Below are 23,126 nucleotides of genomic sequence, written 5' to 3'. Positions count from 1 at the left end.
TAATCTTTTTAATTATTTTCCTCATTTAACTTTCTAATAATTTCATAAGCGCCTTGTTCTTTCAATACGCGACTAACTTCTTGACCTAATTCAACAGGATCTAAACCTTTGGCAGTATGTTCATAACGTTCTTTTCCATCTGGTGTCATAATTAATCCTGTGAACTCGATTTGCTTATCACCATCTATAGTGGCGTATCCACCGATGGGTACTTGGCAACTGCCATCCATCTCCGACAAGAAGGTACGTTCAGCAGTAACACATTGTGCGACATCTTGATTATGCACTTTTTTAAGCAACTCTAACAGTTCTTTATCATCGCTTCTACATTCTATACCTAGTGCTCCTTGTCCAATAGCTGGTAGAAGGACATCTTTATCTAAATAAGTTGTAACTATGTCGTCTGACCAACCCATACGTTTTAGACCTGCTGCAGCGAGTATAATTGCATCATAATCTTCTGTTTCTAATTTTTTTAAACGCGTATCTATATTACCGCGGATCCATTTAATTTCCAAATGAGGATATTTAGATAAAATCTGTGCACCTCGACGAAGTGAACTTGTACCGACTATACTACCCTCTGTTAACTCACTTAGTGGGGTGTGATTTTTCGAAATATAAGCATCGAATGGAACTTCACGATCTGGAATACATCCTAATGTAAGACCTTCGGGAATAATACTTGGCACATCTTTCAGAGAATGAATAGCCATATCTATTTCTTTATTAAATAATTCATTTTGAATTTCTTTAACAAATAGACCTTTACCTCCAACTTTGGATAGTTGTTTATCTACAATTTGGTCCCCTTTTGTAACAATTTCTTTGATTTCGATGTCTAAATCAGGATCGACTTTTTTTAATTTATATATAAATTGTTGACTTTGAGTCAAAGCTAGTTTACTTCTACGTGATCCAACAACGAGTTTACGCATATGTTGAATGCCTCCTAGGTACTAAAATCTATTAAATACTCGAAATAGTAAAAATTAAGCAACTTTTTAATTAAAGTGCGTTGTAAAGAATAAATTAATCATACTAAGACAGAATAGAATGATATTAAAATAAATTAAATTTCTTTGTGTAATCCATTTTCTAATACGTAACAGGATGTAAACACCATATAATAAAGTAATAATTGAAGAAAAGATAACTTTTGGATCTATAAAAATACGATTACCGATGGCAAAAACGCCCCATTGAGCACCTAAAATAATACTCAAAATAAGAACGATAAAGCCTATTAGTGTGGAGTAAAATATAATCGACTCTAAAGTAGCGACGCTACCAATTCTAAAGTAATTTTGATCAAAAATTTTCTCTTTTAAGTTTCTATATTGAATAATGTATAGCAAAGCATTCACAAATGCTACTGCAAAGAAGGCGTAACTTAACACAGCTAAACCAATATGAACAAGTAAAAGTTCATTAATCACAGCTACTTGTTGTACCTGTGTTTGATAGTGTTCAGGCTGAAACGTGTTCATCGCCATAAGTGCTAATCCTACTAAATTCAAGAAGAAAACGGAGAAATTAAGAACTTTAATTAAATTCAATATTAAAGAAAGTGAAATAATAATCCACGTAAGTGTGAAAAAGACATCAAATATCGAATTTAAAGGCACTTTTTGAGTTTGAATGATAAAAACAGATAAAGAGATTGTTTGTAATACCCAAACAATCCCTAATGAATAAACGCCTAAAGTCCTAACTTTATAACTTTTACTAATAAAATCTATAAAATAGAACACTATACTTAGAATATATATAATTAATATAATTTCATGAAATCGAATAAACAGGGTTTCTTGCATATTATCACCATATTAATATGCTTATTCAAAACTAAAAATTCGACGAGCAGAGATCTCCTGTGCTTTACTCTCTTTTTCTAGCTTAGCCTTTTCTCTAGGATCTTCGGCTTCAATGTCAAAAATGTTTTGAAATAGCTCTAATTTTTCAGTACTTTTCTTATCACTACTTAATTCTTTAGCCTGTTTGATTGGATCTTTCAACATTTGATTAATAATACTTTTTGTATGCTTAGAAATTACTTTTCTTTCTCTTTCTGAAAGATGAGGTAATTTACGGTCAATACTATCCATCGTTTCTGATTGTATATCCATAGCTTTATCACGTAATGCTCGAATGACAGGTACGACACCTAACATATTAACCCATTCATTGTGTGAGTCAATTTCAGCTGGAATTTGTTGTGCAATCGTTTCAGCTGCAAGTTGACGTTCTCTTAAATTAGCGTCAACTAAACCTTTTAAATCATCAACATCATAGTTGAAAATATTAGTGATTGCATCGATACCTGGTTCAATATCACGCGGTACCGCTATATCAATCATAACTAATGAATCAACTTTTCTACGATCAGAAATTTGATTAATCATTTCATTAGTAATGATATAATCTTGAGAACTTGTAGAGCTGATTACAATATCAGTTTGCTCTAACAATGAAGGTAAAGCATCTAAAGAATCAAATGATACATTATGTTTATTAGCTAAAATTTCTGCTTTAGCTAGAGTACGATTGACAATAGTAATGTTTGAGATACCAGAACCTAAAAGATTTAAGAGTGATAATTCACTCATTTCCCCTGCACCAATAATGACAGCATGTTTACTTTTTAATTTACCGAATACCTTTTTAGCTAATTCAACTGCAGCGTATGAAACACTTACTGCATTATCTGCAATGTCTGTTTCACTATGTGCGCGTTTAGCAAAAGTAATTGCCTGTTTAAATAAATGATTAAATATCGTTCCAGTAGTACCTGTTTCTTGGGCAAGGAAGAATGCATCACGCATTTGACCTAAAATTTGAGTTTCACCAAGTACTATTGAATCAAGACCAGAAATCACACGCAATAAATGTTCTACTGCGTCGTCCCCCACTTTGACTTCTGACATTACTTTAATATCATCTACATCGAATCCAAATGAACGTGCTAAAAATCGTTGAATATAGTAGCGTCCTGTATGGATTTGATCAACAACGGCGTATACTTCAGTACGATTACATGTAGATAAAATGACATTTTCTAAAATAGATTTAGTTTCATATAAATCTTCATGGGCTAATCGCAAGGTATCATCTCTAAAAGCAACTTGCTCTCTTAGTGCTACATCAGCAGTTCGATGATTTATGCTAATTGCAATAAAATGCATTTATAACGCCCTCCATATACTAACAATAATCCAAGTATAACACATTTAAATACACATTTAAGTTGATTGCTCAAATAAATTAGAAATATTCTAATCTAACTTCAATTTTTTGTCAAAATCATTACAATCATTAATATTATCTTCCATCAAATATAGTTCATATCTAAATTTGTACTCGTTTAAGCAATCTTAATCAATAATGATTATAAATAAGTTGAAATGAGATCCCAAATTTGTTGTTGCTTATTATTTTTAATAGAAGAATAACTAATAATACTGTCCTCAGGTTCTAATTCAAGTTTATCCTTAATATTTTTTAAATGCTTTTGCACTTTTCCTTTAGCGATTTTATCTTCTTTAGTGCAGATAACTAGAGTAGGTATATCAAAATGTTTGAGATAATTATACATAAGCACATCATCTTCAGTCGGATTATGTCTTAAATCAACGAGTTGTATGACAAGTCTTAGATTTTCTCGTTGAGTTAAATACTCTTCTATCATTTTTCCGAATTTTTCTCTTTGTGCTTTACTCACTTTTGCATAGCCATACCCTGGTACATCTACAAAGATAAGTTGTTCATCGATATTAAAGAAATTAAGTGTTTGAGTTTTACCAGGTTGTTGAGATGTTCGAGCCATATTTTTTCGTCCTATCATACTATTGATAAATGTTGATTTACCAACATTTGAACGACCGCTTAAAGCAACTTCTGACAAATTTGTCTCAGGATATTGAGCCTCTTGAACAGCACTAATTATTAATTCAATATTATTAGGATTAATATTCATGTTAGATCCTCTCTTTATCACTTAAATTTAACTTAACTCTAACATTATATATGATTTAGTGTCGATAAGATATATTTGATTATATATTTAAATCAACACATAAAAAAACAGTGTCACAGAAGTGTGACACTGTTTAGCTTTTAAATTAAGCAGAAGTTTTATCTTCATTAACAAGATTACCTTCTGAATCATATAATTCAGGTTCAATCTCTTCATTAATTGTATTTTCAGTTATAACAACTTTACTTACATTTTCAGTTGATGGCACGTCATACATAATATCAATAAGTGCTTCTTCAATAATTGAACGTAAACCACGAGCACCAGTCTTACGCTCAATAGCTTTTTCACTTATAGCCGATAACGCTTCTTCAGTGAATTCTAACTCAACATTATCTAACTCAAGCATTTTAGTATATTGTTTAACTAATGCATTTTTAGGTTGAGTTAAAATATTTTTAAGCGCTGCAACGTCTAATGTTTCAAGGTTTGCAACAATAGGAACACGTCCGATAAATTCCGGAATTAAACCATATGATTGTAAATCTTCAGGTCTAATTTGTTCTAATAGTGCTTCTTCATCGTATTTGTCTGCTTCATTACTAGCAAAGCCAATAACTTTTTCACCTAGACGACGTTTGATAACTTCATCAATACCATCAAAGGCACCGCCTAAAATAAATAATATATTTGTAGTATCAATTTGAATTAATTCTTGATTTGGATGTTTACGACCACCTTGTGGAGGAACGCTTGCAGTTGTACCTTCTAAAATTTTAAGTAATGCTTGTTGTACACCTTCACCTGAAACATCACGTGTAATTGAAGTATTTTCAGATTTACGAGCAATTTTATCAATCTCATCTACATAAATGATACCTTTTTCAGCTTTATCTATATCAAAGTCTGCAGCTTGGATTAAACGTAATAGTATATTTTCAACATCATCACCAACGTAACCGGCTTCAGTAAGACTTGTTGCATCAGCAATAGCAAAAGGTACATTAAGCGTTTTAGCTAATGTTTGAGCTAATAATGTTTTACCGCTACCCGTTGGACCTATTAAAGCGATGTTACTTTTCTGTAGTTCAACATCATCATCGCTTGGTCCTAATTGTTGAATTCGTTTGTAATGATTATATACAGCTACTGCTAATGATTTTTTAGCTTTTTCTTGGCCGATAACATATTCATTTAAATGATCCATTATTTCTTTAGGAGTTGGTAATTCAGTAAATCCTTCAGACGTATTTTGAGCTAATTCTTCTTCAACGATTTCAGAGCATAATTCAATACACTCATTACAAATATATACGCCACTTCCTGCGACTAATTTTTTAACTTGATCTTGGTCTTTACCGCAGAAAGAACATTTTAAATTTTCTTCATCTTCATTGAATTTGAACATTCTTATATACACCCCTATTCTTTAAAGACTATACTAGATTGCATTCTACAATGCAACTTTATACATTTACAATTTATCTGCTTACATAGTTATGAGGCTGGGACATGATTCATTGTCTCAGCCTCACTCAACATATTGGCAGTAGATGTCTGAATTGGAAGCGCGCTTATACCAAGATTCTTCCAACATATTCATCTTTGTCAACAGGGCCCAACATAGTGAATTTCATTTCAGCGAAATTCTACAAGTAGGGCAAGTTGGGAGAGGGACAATGAAAATAATTTTGACAAATTATATTTCGTCCCTCTCCCACTTTATGACATTAACATAGTATACGAACAATCAGTAATTGATTAAATAGCGCAAGTTAAATTAACTTTACTTGTTAATTAGTCTTCTTTTGTTGATTCAACATATTTAGCATTATCTCTTAATAAGTCAATAACTTTTTGGATACGAACATCATTTTTAACAATGTCAGTATTACCTAATGTTGATTTAATATCTTCAACTGAAATATTAAATTGTTCACTCATTTTTTCTAATTCTTTATCGATGTCTTCGTCTGAAACTTCAACATTTTCAGCATCAGCAATAGCTGTTAAAGTTAAGTTTGTTTTAACGCGTTGCTCTGCATCGTCTTTCATTTGTTCTCTTAGTTGATCTTCATTTTGACCTGAGATTTGATAATAAGTTTGTAAATCTAAACCTTGTTGTTGAATTCTTTGGCCAAACTCTTGAATCATACGATCTAATTCAGTGTTAACCATAGCCTCTGGAATGTCGATTGTAGTGTTCTCAGTTGCTTTGTTGATTGCTTCTTCTTTTTCAGTATTTTCAGCTTCAGTAGCTTTTTGTTCAGATAAACGTTTGCGTAAGTTTTCTTTATACTCATCTACTGTTTCAGCATTAGAATCTAATTCGTTCGCAATTTCATCATTAAGCTCTGGAACGTCTTTATATTTAATTTCATTGACTTTAGTTTTGAAATTAGCTTCCTTACCAGCTAATTCTTCAGCATGATATTCTTCTGGGAATGTAACGACTACATCTTTTTCTTCGCCAGTTTTCATACCTTCTAATTGTTCTTCAAATCCTGGAATGAATGAACCAGAACCAACTTCTAGGTCGTAACCTTCAGCTTGTCCACCTTCAAATTCTTCACCGTCAACAGAACCTGTGAAGTCGATGTTTACTGTATTGCCATTTTCAACAGCTCCATCTTCTTTAACAACCATTTCTGCTAAATGACCTAAACTATGATCAATTGATTCTTGCAATTCATCATCTGTAAGTTCAGTATCTTGTTTTTCAATTTCAAGACCTTTATAGTCGCCCAATTTAACTTCAGGTTCAACTGTTACTGTAGCATCGAAAATAAAGTCTTTACCTTTTTCAATTTGAGTAACGCTTACTTCAGGTTGCGCTACTGGGTTGATACCAGTTTCATCAATAGCTTCACCGTAAGCTTCAGGTAATAAGATATCAACTGCATCTTGGTATAATGCCTCTACACCAAAACGTTGTTCAAAAATTTGACGAGGCACTTTACCTTTACGGAAACCAGGCACATTAATTTGTTTAACTACTTTTTTGAATGCTTGATCTAATGCTTTGTCTACTTTTTCTGCTGGAACTGTAACTGTTAATACGCCTTCGTTACCTTCCTTTTTTTCCCAAGTTGCTGTCATGTATAAATACCTCCATGATTGACTAATTTATTTTTTCAACTTCCCTATTATATCATAGGTTCAAAACGTAAACAAACATTGAAAATACTGACTTTTTCATGTTTATTTGTTTTCAATAGATACTATATTAAAATTCTTTTAGCTAATTTGCAACAAATGAATTTTAGCTTTCAATATCTAAAGATTTTATAAATTCAAGTGTGTTTATGTTTTCAACAGTTATATCTATACCAAGTAACGCTTTGAAATAAACATCGTATGCATTTATCCAATCTTCTATATCATACAAATCTTCAATATTTAATGGATATAGAAGAATCGAGTGATTATTCATGATATGATGAGCTTCATCTACAATATGCAAAGCCCCATCTTCAAGCCTTTGAATTACTTGAGGAATAACTAGTTTCTTCATTATTGTATGTTCAAGTCCACATAATTTCGATGGTATAACTTCTGCACTAAGACGATATTTGTTAATATCAATTGTTCGTTGATAACCCGCAAATCTTAAATATTCTAGCATCAAGCTTTTTATATTATTAGGTAAATCTAATGTTGTTAATAAATGAGCGATACTTTCTTTAAATTGATAATGACCGTTATCAATAAGTTGGAGGATTAGTGCTGTCTGTTCTCTACTATTGAACTCATCAAATTGAGATAAAGAAGTTGAAATCATTTTTCTATCTTGATCAAGTTTAGATTGTGCATATTCTTTCAATGGAAATAATTCCATTCTCGTTTTATGATTTTTAACTTCATCGATAATTTGATTAATTACTTCGACCGCTTGGTAATATTGACCTAACCCATTTAAACTTTTTATATAATAAATCATTAAATCGTCATAACAATTTAATCCACGCTTTAATAATATAATTGCTTCTTCTCTTAATTCTAAAAAAGAGCTCATCTGATGAAGCATCCAACATTTTTTCAATGCTAATTCTTCACTAAGTTCAAAATGCATTTCATACTTCTCAAACAAATCATACATTAAATCAAGACTCGTTTGAGCTTCATTAATTTGCTTTCTTATTTTCTCCTCTGATTGTGGAAATGGAATTACATTTGACATTGATTATGCACTCCTATCTTTATAAATCTTGAAGAATTAAAGCACTCCATGTCTCAAAATCATCATACGACTCAATACTACCCTTTTCTACCCATTTAATTCTAAGGGTATCTGTCTCTTTCGCTTCAACATCAGTAGTATTTACAGTAATTTTAAAAACAATGCCCATGTGAACTTTTCCTACTTCATTATTATCATCGTTAATAAATCCAAGATATTCCATGTTTTGAGAATCTTCTTTTGCAAGGCCAACTTCTTCTTCTAATTCTCTTTGAGCATTAACTCTTAGTACTTCATTGATAGAGTCTGCTCCCATAACGTCGTTCATATGACCACCTACTCCTATAGAAGATTGACCATGCAACCTTTCTTCTCCTCCGCCAGATAAGCGCTCATATACAAGGATTTCACCTTTTTCATTTTCTAATAAACAATATGAAATAAGCTGTTTAAATGTGGAATCCTCTTCCATATCTCCACGTCTTTTTACTTCGTATTCACTTAATGCATTAAAGATATCTTTACCTTTAATATTATTTTTATGTAAAAATCCATTAAAAGCATTTTTCTCATCATTAAAAAGTACTTTTCGTGGAACAACGATAATTTGTTCATCAAATTTAGACATATTAATCTCCTTTAGGTATATACTTTTATATCAGTCATTTTAGCAAAAATCTACTTATTTTGCGATTTACTTTATTATGAAGTTTTAATCACAAAAATCTTAATGGCAATTGAAAATGATACACAACTATGAATTGCCATAAAAAAAGAGATGACACCTAAGTCATCTCTTAATCTAATATTATTTTAAAGCTTCTTTAGCTTTAGTAACTAATTCACCGAAAGCTTTGTCATCTGAAATAGCAATTTCTGATAACATTTTACGGTTAATATCGATTTCAGCTTTTTTCAAACCGTTCATTAAACGAGAATAGCTGATGTCGTGTTGACGTGCAGCAGCGTTAATACGTGTAATCCATAATTTACGGAAGTCACGTTTACGTTGACGACGGTCACGGAAAGCATATTGACCTGATTTCATTACTTGTTGTTTAGCTACTTTATATAATGTATGTTTTGAACCGAAGTAACCTTTAGCTAATTTAATCGTTTTTTTACGACGTGCTCTTGTTACTGTTCCACCTTTAACTCGTGGCATAATAATTCCTCCTTAGATATTATCTATCTTGTAATTTCGTATTAAATATTATTTTTTGTAAGCTAATAATTGTTTTACGCGTTTCATATCACTTTTTGAAACTAATTTAGCTTTACGTAATTGACGCTTTTGTTTAGTGTTTTTGTTTGCGAATAAGTGAGATGTGAAAGCTCTTGAACGTTTTAATTGACCAGAACCAGTTCTTTTAACACGTTTAGCAGCTCCACGGTGAGTTTTCATTTTAGGCATGATTCATTTCCTCCTATTATTTAACGATTATTTTTCATTGATAGGCGCTAACATGATAAACATTTGACGCCCTTCCATTTTAGGCTTTTGTTCAACTGTTGCTATATCTTTACATTCATCTGCAAATTGTTCTAATACACGTTGACCAATTTCTTTATGCGTAATCGCACGACCTCTGAAACGAATAGAAACTTTACATTTGTCGCCTTTAGATAAGAATTTACGTCCATTTTTCAACTTAGTTTGGAAATCATGTTCCTCAATTGTTGGACTTAAACGTAATTCTTTAACATTAATGACTTTTTGTTTCTTCTTCATTTCTTTTTCTTTTTTCTGTTGTTCGAATTTATATTTACCGTAGTCCATAATTCTCGCAACAGGTGGTTTCGCATTTGGTGCGACAACAACTAAATCTAAATCAACTCGTTCAGCCATTTCTAAAGCTTCACGTTTCGATTTCACACCAATTTGATCACCATCTTGGCCGATTAAACGTAGTTCTTTTGCACGAATTCTCTCATTAACTTGAGTTTGATCTTTTGCTATGGTTGACACCTCCTAGAGTTTTACGAAATTGTCCCAAGCAAAAAAGAAGAGCGAGTAACAATACCCGCTCTTCTTCCACACATTTATTGTGTAACATGATTAACCTGCCAACTGCTATTGCGTCGCTACAGGTGAGAAGCGGGTGCTTCTACTTGGTTCGTTTCGTATTCAACGTTACTAATCATATCAATAATAAACATGTAAGTCAATTGTTTTTTTGTTATTTATTGTGATGTCTAATTTCATCCATCGAAACATCTTGTCTTAAATCAACTTTGTTAAGTGGAATCATTTTCGTTTTATAGCGTAGCTTATGGTAAATGAAGAACGCTAAGAAAACAGGTATTCCCATATAAGTAATAACAAAACGATTAAGATCAAAATGTCCTGTTTTTATAAAGTCTACATCTTGTCCGATGATAACAATTATACATAATATACCTGCAAATATAGGGCCAAATGGGAACAGCTTAGCCTTATATTTAAGTTTACTTTTATCATAATCTTGTTTATCAAATGCTCGTCTGAATCTATAGTGACTTATTGCTATACCTACCCAAACGATAAACCCTGTCATACCACTAGCTGCAACAATATATTCATATGCATCTCCACTTATATGCTGTAAAGCAAAGATGATTACAACAAGTACACCAGTAGCAATTAATGATAAATAAGGTACGCCACTTTTGTTAGTCTTACCAAAAGAAGAAAATGCTAATTTGTCTTTACTCATTGAATATAACATACGAGTTGATGCATACATTCCTGAGTTACCAGCAGATAAAACAGACGTTAATATAACGGCATTCATAAATGATGCTGCAAAAGCAAGACCAGCATTTTTGAACACAAGTGTAAATGGAGAAGTAGAAATGCTATCTCCACCGCCCATTAGAGACTTACTATCATAAGGAATTAACATACCTATAATGAATATTGCTAGAATGTAAAATAATAAGATACGCCAAAACACTTGCTTAATCGCTTTAGGGACGGCTCTTTCTGGATTTTCAGACTCACCAGCTGTAATACCTATTAATTCTGTTCCTTGGAATGAGAAACCTGCAACAAGGAATACTCCTAAAATTGATAATAGGCTACCACCTAAATTTCCACCTAGAATAGGACCATCACCTTTGGTAAATGTATCAAAACCGACGTATTTACCACCCATAATCCCAACAATTGTTAATAAACCAATGACAATAAATATAACTACAGTTATTACTTTTATTAAAGCGAACCAATATTCACTTTCACCATAAATTCTCACTGATAAAGAATTTAGGGCAAATATAATTACTAAAAAGATACAACTCCAAACCCACGCTGGTATACCTTGCATAGGTGACCAATACTGTATAACCTGTGCAGCAATGGTAACATCAGCAGCAACAGTTATTACCCAGTTAAACCAATAGTTCCAACCTAATGCAAATCCCAGTGATGGATCAACAAAGCGTGTAGCATATGTACTAAATGAACCGGAAACTGGTAAATAAGTAGCCATTTCCCCAAGAGATGTCATCAGGAAGAATACCATTGCACCAATAATTGCATAAGCAATTAAAGCACCTAACGCACCAGCATCATGAATAGCACCACCAGATGTCATGAATAGACCTGTACCAATACAACCACCTATAGCGATCATTGAAATATGACGGTCTTTTAATCCTCTTTGGACACCGTCATTTTGATTTTCTTTTTTACTCATAGAAGCTCCCTTTCCTTGTCTTAGAGGCTAACATGTAACTATTTTTCTCTTTGTGTAATAAATATATATTTTAAATATGAAAGTTTGATTAAAAAATTTATAAGCAACAAACTTTGTGACAATAATAGCATTAAATCATTTATTAAGCTAAATACTACACAATACGAAAATAAAAAGTGGTTACATACCTTTAATATATGCAACCACTTAGGTTTTATCTATATAAGGTAGCACATCACATTCTGTGACAGTACAGCTTCTTGTCGAAAACTGTCCCAACAATTATAAATTATGGTTTTACAATTGTTTCGGCATCGTTACCTTTCACTAATTCAACACATGTCCCATACGACTTCTGACTAGTTACTAATTAAAGATGCAACCTCTAACTCTAATTTTATTTCATTCATCTGTAATATACATGATACGACCTATCTTTTCAAGGTTATCTATGTTTTTTCAAACGAATTTCATCCACCAAATTCCAAATAAATTCATCTTTTTCAAGTGTTTCTTGATCTTGGGAACCATATTGTCTTACATTGACTTCATTATTTTCTACTTCTTTATCCCCTACAACAATTTGGTATGGTATTTTTTGCATTTGCGCTTCACGAATTTTATAACCCATTTTTTCATTACGATCATCAATCTCAACACGAACGCCTTGCGATTTAAGTTCATCTTGTAATTGGCGAGCGTAATCATAATGTAAATCTACATTAACTGGAATGATTTCGACTTGTTTTGGTGCTAACCATGTTGGGAAAGCTCCTTTAGTTTCTTCAGTAAGGAATGCGACGAAACGTTCCATTGTAGAAACAACACCTCGGTGAATAACTACTGGTCTATGTTGTTCACCATCACTACCAATATAAGTGAGTTCAAAACGTTCAGGTAGTAAGAAATCAAGCTGCGCAGTAGATAAAGTTTCTTCTTTACCCATTGCAGTTTTAACTTGAACATCAAGTTTAGGACCATAAAATGCCGCTTCACCAATAGCTTCTACATATGGTAGACCCATTTCATCAACTGCTTCTTTGAGCATTGATTCAGCTTTATTCCACATTTCATCATCATCCATATATTTTTCTTTATCTTCAGGGTCTCTGTAGCTTAATCTGAAAGTGTAATCCTTAAAACCGAAGTCTTCATAAACTTCTTGAATCATATTGACTACTCTTTTGAACTCTTCTTTAATTTGATCTGGTCTCACAAATATATGAGAATCGTTAAGAGTCATTCCACGAACACGTTGTAAACCTGAAACTGCACCACTTGCTTCATATCTATGCATAGTACCTAATTCCGCAATACGGATTGGTAATTCTCGGTAAGAGTGTGGTTTATTATTATAAATCATCATATGGTGTGGACAGTTCATTGGTCTTAATACTATTTCTTCAGTTTCATCTAATTTCATAGGTGGAAACATGTCATCTTGGTAATGATCCCAGTGACCAGAAGTTTTATATAAATCAACATTTGCTAATACTGGAGTATATACATGGTCATATCCCATGCTCACTTCTTTATCTACAATATAGCGTTCAATTTCACGTCTGATTGTAGCGCCATTTGGTAACCATAAAGGTAATCCAGCACCAACAAGTTGGCTATTAGTAAATAATTCTAAATCTTTACCTATTTTGCGATGATCTCTTTCACGACGTTCTTCAAGCATTTGTAAATGCGCTTTTAAATCCTTTTTATCAAAAAACGCAGTACCGTATATACGTTGTAACATTTTATTGTTACTGTCACCACGCCAATAAGCACCTGCAGTTGATAGTAATTTAAACTCTTTTATCTTAGAAGTCGAAGGTACATGTACACCACGACATAAATCAGTGAATTCACCTTGTGAATATAAAGTAACGCTCTCATCTTCTGGAATTGCATCAATAAGTTCTAATTTATATGGATCATCTTTGAAGAATTCTTTCGCTTCATCTCTACTTACAACTTTTCGTTCTATTTTATAATTCTCATTAACGATTTGCTTCATCGTTTTTTCTATTTTTTCAAAATCATCTGATGATACTTTTTCATCCATATCAAAGTCATAGTAAAATCCGCCTTCAACCACCGGACCTACACCAAATTTCACATCACCATATAAACGCTTCAATGCTTGTGCCATTAAATGCGCAGTAGAATGACGTAAAACCTCTAAAGCCTCTTCACTACCTGGTGTAACAATCTCAATTGATCCATCTTCCTCAAGTGGTCTAGTTAAATCTACCATTTGACCATTAAATTTACCTGTTACAGCTTTCTTTCTTAAACCTGGGCTAATAGATTGAGCGATGTCTTCAGTAGTAGTACCTTTATCAAATTCTTTTGAATTACCATCTGGAAATTGAATATTAATTTGATCCATATTAAACCCTCCTAAAAATTAAAAAGATCTGATCGTTGACTTATTGAATGATTAAGATAACTATCCACAAAACAAAAAACTCGCCCCCTATAACAAGGGACGAGTTTGTCGTGGTACCACCCTAGTTGCTCAGCTTTATAAAAATAATAACTAAGCTACTCTACATGAGATAACGGTCTCGAGCCGGATATTCATTACAAATATCAATATGAAGTAGTAATAATTTAATATATTAGCCATATTCTCATCAACTAATGACTTTCTGTGTAATAGTGATTAAATTATCTTATCTTCAATAGTTTCAACGATTAAGATTTAAGTCCATTATACACCTCATAAGATAAAATTCAATTGTTTCTATAATTTTTACCTTCTAAATAATATGGTGTAGATAGTGTTTTAACACGTTCAATAATTCTAGCTGCTTTAGTTTTCTCAGCTCCATCTCTCGTCATAGATAAATGATGCTCTAATTCACTATAGTCGAAGTTCGAACTGAAAAACGTAGGTAACTCATGAACCATTCTATAATGTAATAATGGTCCGATAATTTCATCTCTTACCCATGGTGTAACCTCTTCAGCACCTATATCATCAAGCATAAGTATATTAGCTTCACGCACACGTTCTAGTTTCTTTTCAAAACTACCGTCTTTGAAGCCACCTTTTAAAGTACGAATAAATTCAGGTAAGTAAACAATAGTGGATGAAATCTTCTTCGATTTGAGTTGATTAGCAACTGCACCTAATATAAATGACTTACCTGTTCCAAAAGGCCCATACAAATATAATCCTTTTACTTTTTCATTATTAGCTATACTTGTGCATATTTCATCTGCAGCCATCGCTACGTCCAAACGATCACGTTCAGTCATGTAAATATCTTTTAATTTTGCATCTAATGTATCACGTTGCATATGATGTGAGGTGATGAGTTGAGAGTTAAAGCGTTCTTCATCATGCTTAATTTTACATGGACATTTCAAATATCTAATCTTAATTCTTTCATTTTCTATATACAACTCAGGTACGTGCCCTTTAACAAAATTAGGACATTCTTCAAAACGATGACCATCATAATGCTTCTGTTGATCTTTATACTCTTGTAAAACATTTAAATCTTCATCAATCATTGCATTCGTAAGTTGATATTGATGTTGCTCTAGAAACTCTTTAACATCTGGGTCTTTTATAACATTTTGCTTGATTTTCTCAATACGTTTATTTAAGTCGTCTGACGCACCCATTATGTTCTTGAAACTTTTCATTACTCATTGCCCTCCTCCCATTTTTTATTCAAGCGTTCTAAGAATGCTTTTCGATCTTTTTCTAATTTTTCATCTTTTGTGGTTGAATCTTTTGTAACTGATGTATTTGATTGAGCCTCTCTATTTTCAAGCCATTTTGGAGTTTTCTCTTTTGAAATAAGTTGCTTGTTTTGTCTGGAATAGTTTCTATTCCCTTTGAAATTTTGGTCATAACTTTTAGGTTGATTAACTTGAAGTGCATAGTTGTACGCTTGCTTAGCTGTTTTAATATCTTTTTTCTTCCAATTTGATGCAATTTCGAATATGTAAGATTTGGGTAACTTCATATCTTCTTTTAGCATAACAAATTGCAATAGTATATTAATCACACCGAAACTCATTTTTTCTCTATCAATTAATTCTTCAATCATACTTTTTTGTGATTGCGTAGGTTCAGAACCTGACCAACTCGCTAACATATCTATAGGACTAGTTTCGTCTAATAATTGTAACCATTCATCAGTATTATCTAGGGGTGTATCTTTTTCTTGAGTTGATTTATCAAAAGACTCACCTTTCAATTGTAATTTAGGCAAATGATTTTCGTGTTCAATCAAATAATATGATCGTGCTTGCTTGCGCATTTCTTCAAATGATAATTGTTGCGCACTAGTAATTGAATTTAATATAACTTTTTTCATTCCATCGGCAGTCAAACCATATAATGTAGCCAATTGAATAATTAATTCTTTAGCATCTTTAGTTACGATTTCATTACTGATAAAGTGTTGATTTAACATATGTCTCAACATTTCGAAATCAAATGTCTCATTGGATAAATCAATACCACTATAGTGATTAGCTTGTTTAAGATTAGCTAAATCTTGATTCAAAACCTTTTTGGGTACATTAAAAACTTCAGTAAACTTCCTAGTCGTTTGTTGATAATGACTTAAATCCTTTTTGTCTTTTTCAAAATGATTCTTTAAAGACTGATAACGATTTTTATCAACTTCACTATATAAAAAAACAGATAACATAGGATCATTAAAAAATTGATAAGCTGTAGGAGGTTGTATTAATTGATATACAAATCGTGTTTGCTGCTCTTCATGCTTAACAAAGGTTTTAATTAACCCGATAGCTTCTAAATAATCCATCTGCTTTCTAAAGTCTAAAAGATTTATTTTTAACTCATTCATAAATATATAATGAGTGAGCGGATAATGATGATGGTCGTCTACAAATTGATTGATAAAGTGATAAAGCCCTATAGATTGCGGACCGATTAAAGGCGTAAAGAGACGGTTCAATATTTCTAAATGTTCTGTCGTTAATTGAAATTCTTTGATGACCTCGAAGCTATCTTGAGGTCTTAACCCATACTCATACGACTGTAATCCCATTTAATAATCACTCCGTTTATTATCACTCAAGATTCCTTGCATTGAAGCAAGTAATTGGTCAACGTCCTTAAACTCTTTATAGACAGATGCAAATCTAACATATGATACTTGATCAACATTCATTAATAATTTCATTACATGCTCCCCTATATCTCTTGAGGATATTTCAGTTTGACCTTCGTCACGTAATTGCCATTCGACTTTATTGGTAATATCTTCCAATTGTTGGTATCTTACTGGTCTCTTTTCACAAGATCTCACTAACCCATTTAATATTTTTTCTCTTAAAAATTGTTCTCGAGTACCATCTTTTTTAACAACGATAAGCGGACTTACTTCAATGTGTTCAAAAGTAGTAAACCGAGTTCCACAATTTTCACATTCTCTTCTTCGTCTTATTGCATTTGCATCATCTGCGTGTCTAGAATCAACTACTCTAGAATGTGTTGAATTACATTTTGGGCATTTCATTTATGTCACCCTCTTAAGTTTGATTAACGTACATTATACTACATAATTGTATTGTAAAAAAGAAAGGTTATTTACGCTAGAATTTAGATTTTAATGCTATAAATATAGAATTTTAAATGATATTTTACTCTAAAAATGAATCTTTGTATAAATGTTTAAAACAGAATTTTAAATTAAGTTAATTACGTTTTCTAATGTATTTATTATAAAGATATAAGTCTTACAACAAATTTCCAAATAGAAAGCTGTCAACAAAGGATTAAAACCAACCAATATGAGTCAGATAAATACTAACTTTATGATTGTTCATACTTTGTCGACAGCTTATAATTACATGTCTTATACTGTTTTTTAATTATACTGCTTTAACAGTGGCTTCTTTCTCAATCAGTTCTCCAATTTGTTCAGCTACTTCTACAACACGATTAGAGTAACCCCATTCATTATCATACCAAGCAATTACTTTTACTTTATTCTCACCCATAACCATAGTAGATTGAGAATCTAAAACTGCAGAATTAGGATTCGTATTAAAGTCTACTGATACTAAAGGTGCATCTTCAACATCTAAAATGCCATCTAAGTCCGATTGTCTAAATGCTTCATTTACTTCTTCAGCAGTGACATTTTTTTCTAAATCAACGACTAAATCAACAAGTGAGACATTCTTAGTTGGAACACGTAAAGCCATTCCATGAAGTTTCCCTTCAACTTCTGGTAACACTTCTTTAAGCGCTTTAGCGGCACCAGTTGAAGTTGGAATAATACTTTCATTGCAAGAACGTGCTCTACGTAAATCCTTATGAGGATTATCAATATTTTTTTGATCGTTAGTAATGGCATGAACAGTTGTCATTAAACCATTTACAATGCCAAACTTATCATTCAAGACCTTTGCAACTGGACCGATACAATTGGTAGTACATGAAGCATTACTAAAGATGTCGTATTGATTAATATCAAGTTTGTCATCATTAACACCTTTAACAATCATTTGTACCTCTCCACCTTTTGAAGGGCCTGTGAGTAATACTTTCTTTGCACCTGCATTAATATGAGCAATGGCTTTATCTCCATGATTAAATTTACCAGTAGCTTCAATAACAATGTCGATATCTAATTCATTCCATGGTAAGTTTTCTGGATTTCTATCAGAAACAAGTTTAATTTCATGATTATCTACTTTAATACCATTTTCTGTTGCTTCAACTTTTTTATCATATGTACCATGAGTTGTATCATAATTAATTAAATGTGCAATAGTTTCAGAAGGATAACTTGCATTAATCGCTACAACATTTAAGTTTTTGTTTTTTAAAGCTATACGTAGCACCATTCTTCCAATTCTACCCATTCCATTAATCGCGATATTCGTTGACATTAAAAAGCACCCCTTGAACATTTATTTATATGTTATACTTTATGGAATTAGTATAACATATTATCTGTCTTTTGAAAGCGTTTCCCTATACTCATGTTCGAACTTTTATCTATCATTTTAAATAAGTTATACTTATTATTTAACATATAAAAATAAAAAACGTACACAAAACAATGCTTTGTGTACGCTAACTTTATTAATCAATATAACCTTCTTCTTCAAGAAGTTGTTGTAAATTTTGTTTTAATTCAAGTTTATCACCTAGATTGTCTATGACATGATCCGCCATTCTACTTTTCTTATCAATAGATATTTGACTATACACACGTGCCTTAGCATCTTCTTGTGATAAATCATTTCTTTCCATTAAACGTTCAATTTGAATACTTTCAGAAGTGTAAACTACCCAAACTTCATCCACAGTATCTTGTAAATCATTTTCAAATAACAAAGGAATATCCATAATGACATTGTATCCCTCATTTAGGTAGTGATTCTTCTCTTCTTCCATTATTTCTCTAACAATAGGATGAACTATCTTATTAAGTTCTATTCGTTGTTCTGGATTATTAAAGACAAGTTCTCCAACATATTTACGATTCATCTCACCATTGTCGTCAATAGCTTCTTGACCAAATTTCTCTCTTATTTGATCTAATCCTTTTGAACCCTTCTTAACAGCTTTTCGAGATGCAATATCCGCATCAACAACCTTAAATCCATAAGCAGTTAATAATTCTGAGACTGTTGATTTACCAGTTGCGATTCCACCTGTTAGTCCAATAATCTTTGGCATATTTTCACGCTTCCTTTATTTCTGACAATTTGGGCAAAAATGACTATTTCTAGTGGCAATCACTTTTGTTTCTATTTCATGCCCACATGTTTTACAATATTTCTGTTTATAAACATTTAAATGCAATTGCATTTCTCCGGTTTTACCGTCAGCATGGCGATAATCAGAAATACTTGTTCCACCGTATTTAATACCCTCTTCAAGAACTTCTTGAACATAATAAAATAACATCTCTTTTTGTTGATGACTCAATGAGTTAGCAATTTTATCAGGTCGAATACCAGTTCTATAAAGTGCTTCACAAGCATAAATATTACCAGCACCAGCAATTACTTTATGATCTAAAATCATCTGTTTAATAGGTTTATTAGCGTATTTATTAATATCAAAACAACTCAGATAATGTATCATTGCTTCTTTATCAAATGGTTCTGGAGCTATTTCTAGAAAAGGAGGATAACTTTCATAATTGGCAATATTTCTAATTTCTCCAAAACGTCTAATATCTGAGTAAACTAATTTTTTACCATTGTTAAGTTCGAAAATCACTTGCCAATGTTTACGGTAATTTGGCGTTCCTATTTCTTTTAAATCATCTACTACAAAAAATCCTCCTGCCATTCCTAAATGACTTATCAAAATTCTACGATCATTGTCTTTTTCAATATGAAAAACGATGTACTTACTACGCCTAAGAACTTCAGATATAACATAACCTTCAGTTAATTTTTTAAAACTATCTAACTCTATACCTTTTATAATTGTTTCTCTTTGATTATTTTTACCTTCGATTACCTTCTCTGAAAAAATAACTTTATCAATTTTTTCATTTATTACAAAAGGTTCTATACCTCTTTTAACATGTTCAACTTCTGGTAATTCTGGCATTTTTTAACCCTTTCCTTATTTAGCGTCATACCATGTTGGTCCATAACTTGAATCTACTTTTAGAGGTACATCTAAATCTAAAGCTTGTTCCATAATTTCTTCAACAAACTTACTAAAATCTTCGACTTCAGATTTAGGCAACTCGAAAATCAATTCATCATGAACTTGCAATAATAATGTCGCGTGATAATTAGTATCTTTAACTTTTTCATAAAACTTAACCATAGCTAATTTAATAATATCTGCTGCGCTACCTTGTATCGGGGTATTCATGGCTGTTCTTTCTGCAAAACTTCTTAAGTTGAAATTACGACTTGTAATATCTGGAATATAACGACGTCGATGTAGAAGTGTTTCAACATATCCTTCTGCTTTAGCATCTTTAACAATGTCAGACATGTATTGTTTTACACCAGGAAAACTAGCTAAGTAATCATCTATAAAAGCTTTCGCTTTTTTACGTGTAATTCCTAAACTTTGACTTAAGCCATAATCGCTAATTCCATACACAATACCAAAGTTTACTGCTTTGGCTTGTCTACGCATTAAACTATCTACTTCATTAGCTTCTACGTTAAATACTTTCATAGCTGTCGCAGTATGAATATCGTTACCATTAATAAATGCCTCTTTCAAACTTTCATCTTGAGTAATATGCGCAAGCACACGTAACTCTATTTGTGAATAGTCAGCCGATAAGATTACGCTATCCTTATCTGTAGGTTTAAAGGCTTTTCTAATTTTTCTTCCTTCTTCTAAACGAATAGGTATATTCTGTAAGTTTGGATCTACACTTGAAAGTCTACCTGTTTGAGCTAACGTTTGATTAAAACGTGTGTGAATTCTCTGATCTTTACTAATCACTTTTTGTAATCCTTCAACATAAGTTGATTGTAATTTTGACAATTGTCGATACTCCAATATATGTTCAATAATTGGATGCTCTCCTTGCAATTGTTCTAATACGTCTACTGCTGTTGAATAGCCTGTCTTAGTTTTCTTGATAACAGGTAGTTTTAGCGTTTCAAATAAAACTACTCCTAATTGTTTAGGAGAATTAATATTAAATTCTTCTCCTGCAGCTTCATGAATGTTTTTAATTAAAACATCTAATTTTTCTTGGATTTCGTTCTCCATTTGTTTTAAGTCTTCAACATCAGTATAAATACCAATTTCTTCCATTTCACTTAAAATTTTAGCAAGTGGTAATTCTAAATCTTTGAGTAACTCAACTTGATTATACTCTTCTAATTGAGCCTCCATTTCAGGTTTAGAGTTAGCAATTGCCTCTGTGATTGAAGCTACATGTTTATTTAATACTTCTTCTTCAGGAACTTGATGTTTTTTCCCCTTACCGTAAACTGACACATTATCTTTAACATAATTCTGTCCATAAAGTGAAACTACTGATTTTACATCATCTATTGAACGAGAAGGATCAATAATATAACTAGACAACATTACATCAAACTGCACATTTTGAATATCGATATTTAAACGATGCGCAGCCACATAAGTTTTTTTAGCATCGTATACAGTTTTAATCGTATTTTTATCTTCTAACCATTGGACTAAATCTTGATATTGCTTAATATCTTCAGCATTTATGACCACATGTGAATCATCAGCATAAAAACCAAATTTTAGGATATTATCTTTAAGATAATTTGTGCCCTCTAATTCAAAATGAATAATTGCATGCTCTAAACTATCAAAGTTGATATGTTGAAAATCCGATTCAATTTCAAAGGTCTTTTCGTTAACTACATCGTTATTAGCCTCTTCATCAATATCTGCTAATAATTGTTTGAATTCAAGCTTTTTAAACAATTCTATTTTGTTAGTGTTATCATCTTGATTTTCTAATTTTGTATCATTTAGAGTAACCTCAATGGGACTTTCAACATTAATTGTAGCTAAGTCTTTACTCATCAAGGCATCATCTTTACTATTCACGAGTTTTTCTTTTAATTTTTTAGCTGTGACATCATCAATATGTTCATAAACACCTTCTACAGAAGTAAATTGTTTAAGAAGTTTGATTGCAGTCTTCTCACCAACGCCAGCAACCCCTGGAATATTATCTGAAGTATCTCCCATGAGACCTTTCATATCAATGATTTGTTTCGGTTGTAGCCCATCATATTTTTCAGCTATAAAACTTGGCGTGTAGTGATCTACATCTGTCACACCTTTTTTAGTGTAATAAATTGTAACATTATCAGTAGCTAATTGTGTTAAATCTCGATCCCCTGTAATAATAATCGTTTCGAAACCAGCCTTATCAGCCTCTCTACTTAGCGTGCCAATAATGTCATCCGCTTCATAATTTTCTAATTCATAGTGTTTAATGTGATAAGCATCTAATAATTGACGAATATAAGGAAATTGTTCACTTAATTCTGGTGGTGTTTTTTGACGTCCACCTTTATATTCACTGTACTTAGAATGTCTGAAAGTAGTTTTACCAGCATCAAATGCAACTAAAAAGTGATTAGGTTGTTCTTCTTTAATAATTTTCTCAAGCAACATCGCAAAGCCATATATAGCATTTGTATGAATACCAGCTTTATTAGAAAGTAATGGTAAAGCATAAAACGCTCTAAAGCTTAAACTGTTACCATCTATTAACACTAATTTATCCAAAATACGTAACCTCCAGAACTGATTTACATACATTTTAGCATATAAAGTGGTACTTGTATTTCAATTGAACAT

20 protein-coding genes, 1 riboswitch and 1 other annotated feature are annotated in these 23,126 nt (G+C 31.9%); all 20 genes read right to left on the bottom strand.

Annotation, left to right across the window (positions count from 1 at the left end):
• Positions 1-8: 8 nt before the first annotated feature.
• Positions 9-938, bottom strand: coding sequence for a hydroxymethylbilane synthase (gene hemC, locus V6C74_RS05700; RefSeq protein WP_002453413.1), 930 nt, complete (start codon positions 936-938; stop codon positions 9-11).
• 66 nt (positions 939-1,004) lie between these two features.
• Positions 1,005-1,817: an inner membrane protein YpjD gene (locus tag V6C74_RS05695; protein ID WP_002436077.1), complete on the bottom strand. Its 813-nt coding sequence runs from the start codon at positions 1,815-1,817 to the stop codon at positions 1,005-1,007.
• A 21-nt stretch (positions 1,818-1,838) separates the two neighbouring features.
• Positions 1,839-3,185 carry a glutamyl-tRNA reductase gene (hemA, locus tag V6C74_RS05690; protein ID WP_016898220.1) on the bottom strand — a complete coding sequence of 449 codons (1,347 nt, stop codon included), beginning with the start codon at positions 3,183-3,185 and terminating at the stop codon, positions 1,839-1,841.
• 203 nt (positions 3,186-3,388) lie between these two features.
• Complete coding sequence (yihA, locus tag V6C74_RS05685) at positions 3,389-3,976, bottom strand: ribosome biogenesis GTP-binding protein YihA/YsxC (protein WP_002453415.1); 588 nt, start codon at positions 3,974-3,976, stop codon at positions 3,389-3,391.
• Positions 3,977-4,121: 145 nt separating this feature from the next.
• On the bottom strand, positions 4,122-5,384 hold the full coding sequence (gene clpX / locus V6C74_RS05680) for an ATP-dependent Clp protease ATP-binding subunit ClpX (protein ID WP_002436051.1): 1,263 nt from the start codon (positions 5,382-5,384) through the stop codon (positions 4,122-4,124).
• A gap of 389 nt (positions 5,385-5,773) precedes the next feature.
• On the bottom strand, positions 5,774-7,075 hold the full coding sequence (tig, locus tag V6C74_RS05675; RefSeq protein ID WP_002453416.1) for a trigger factor: 1,302 nt from the start codon (positions 7,073-7,075) through the stop codon (positions 5,774-5,776).
• Between the two features lie 163 nt (positions 7,076-7,238).
• Complete coding sequence (locus V6C74_RS05670; RefSeq protein WP_002453417.1) at positions 7,239-8,156, bottom strand: hypothetical protein; 918 nt, start codon at positions 8,154-8,156, stop codon at positions 7,239-7,241.
• A gap of 19 nt (positions 8,157-8,175) precedes the next feature.
• A complete protein-coding gene (locus V6C74_RS05665; protein ID WP_002453418.1) occupies positions 8,176-8,784 on the bottom strand; it encodes an NUDIX domain-containing protein in 609 nt (202 codons plus the stop codon).
• Positions 8,785-8,964: 180 nt separating this feature from the next.
• Entirely contained in the window at positions 8,965-9,321 is a 357-nt protein-coding gene (gene rplT / locus V6C74_RS05660) for a 50S ribosomal protein L20 (RefSeq protein ID WP_002436058.1), read from the bottom strand.
• A 48-nt stretch (positions 9,322-9,369) separates the two neighbouring features.
• Entirely contained in the window at positions 9,370-9,570 is a 201-nt protein-coding gene (rpmI, locus tag V6C74_RS05655) for a 50S ribosomal protein L35 (RefSeq protein ID WP_001830767.1), read from the bottom strand.
• Between the two features lie 27 nt (positions 9,571-9,597).
• Positions 9,598-10,125, bottom strand: a complete 528-nt coding sequence (gene infC / locus V6C74_RS05650; protein WP_002436083.1) for a translation initiation factor IF-3 — start codon at positions 10,123-10,125, stop codon at positions 9,598-9,600.
• 27 nt (positions 10,126-10,152) lie between these two features.
• Positions 10,153-10,276: a sequence feature (ribosomal protein L20 leader region), on the bottom strand.
• A 60-nt stretch (positions 10,277-10,336) separates the two neighbouring features.
• A complete protein-coding gene (locus V6C74_RS05645; protein WP_002453419.1) occupies positions 10,337-11,836 on the bottom strand; it encodes an amino acid permease in 1,500 nt (499 codons plus the stop codon).
• Positions 11,837-12,056: 220 nt separating this feature from the next.
• A riboswitch (Lysine riboswitch) is annotated at positions 12,057-12,232 on the bottom strand.
• A gap of 49 nt (positions 12,233-12,281) precedes the next feature.
• Positions 12,282-14,219 carry a threonine--tRNA ligase gene (thrS, locus tag V6C74_RS05640; RefSeq protein WP_103175536.1) on the bottom strand — a complete coding sequence of 646 codons (1,938 nt, stop codon included), beginning with the start codon at positions 14,217-14,219 and terminating at the stop codon, positions 12,282-12,284.
• Between the two features lie 347 nt (positions 14,220-14,566).
• On the bottom strand, positions 14,567-15,487 hold the full coding sequence (dnaI, locus tag V6C74_RS05635; RefSeq protein WP_049390728.1) for a primosomal protein DnaI: 921 nt from the start codon (positions 15,485-15,487) through the stop codon (positions 14,567-14,569).
• Positions 15,487-16,872 carry a DnaD domain protein gene (locus tag V6C74_RS05630; RefSeq protein WP_016898224.1) on the bottom strand — a complete coding sequence of 462 codons (1,386 nt, stop codon included), beginning with the start codon at positions 16,870-16,872 and terminating at the stop codon, positions 15,487-15,489. Before V6C74_RS05630 ends, dnaI begins: the two co-directional genes overlap by 1 nt.
• Positions 16,873-17,343 (bottom strand): transcriptional regulator NrdR, encoded by a 471-nt coding sequence (nrdR, locus tag V6C74_RS05625; protein WP_002453423.1) that lies wholly within the window; start codon positions 17,341-17,343, stop codon positions 16,873-16,875.
• Positions 17,344-17,698: 355 nt separating this feature from the next.
• Positions 17,699-18,724 (bottom strand): type I glyceraldehyde-3-phosphate dehydrogenase, encoded by a 1,026-nt coding sequence (gene gap / locus V6C74_RS05620; protein WP_002453424.1) that lies wholly within the window; start codon positions 18,722-18,724, stop codon positions 17,699-17,701.
• A gap of 196 nt (positions 18,725-18,920) precedes the next feature.
• Positions 18,921-19,520, bottom strand: coding sequence for a dephospho-CoA kinase (coaE, locus tag V6C74_RS05615; protein WP_002453425.1), 600 nt, complete (start codon positions 19,518-19,520; stop codon positions 18,921-18,923).
• 15 nt (positions 19,521-19,535) lie between these two features.
• Positions 19,536-20,408, bottom strand: coding sequence for a bifunctional DNA-formamidopyrimidine glycosylase/DNA-(apurinic or apyrimidinic site) lyase (mutM, locus tag V6C74_RS05610; protein ID WP_016898225.1), 873 nt, complete (start codon positions 20,406-20,408; stop codon positions 19,536-19,538).
• A 15-nt stretch (positions 20,409-20,423) separates the two neighbouring features.
• Positions 20,424-23,054, bottom strand: coding sequence for a DNA polymerase I (polA, locus tag V6C74_RS05605; RefSeq protein WP_016898226.1), 2,631 nt, complete (start codon positions 23,052-23,054; stop codon positions 20,424-20,426).
• Positions 23,055-23,126: the final 72 nt, after the last annotated feature.

This window comes from Staphylococcus capitis subsp. capitis (assembly GCF_040739495.1).
GTDB classification, from domain to species: domain Bacteria; phylum Bacillota; class Bacilli; order Staphylococcales; family Staphylococcaceae; genus Staphylococcus; species Staphylococcus capitis.
This window is presented reverse-complemented; position numbering and strand designations above follow the sequence as displayed.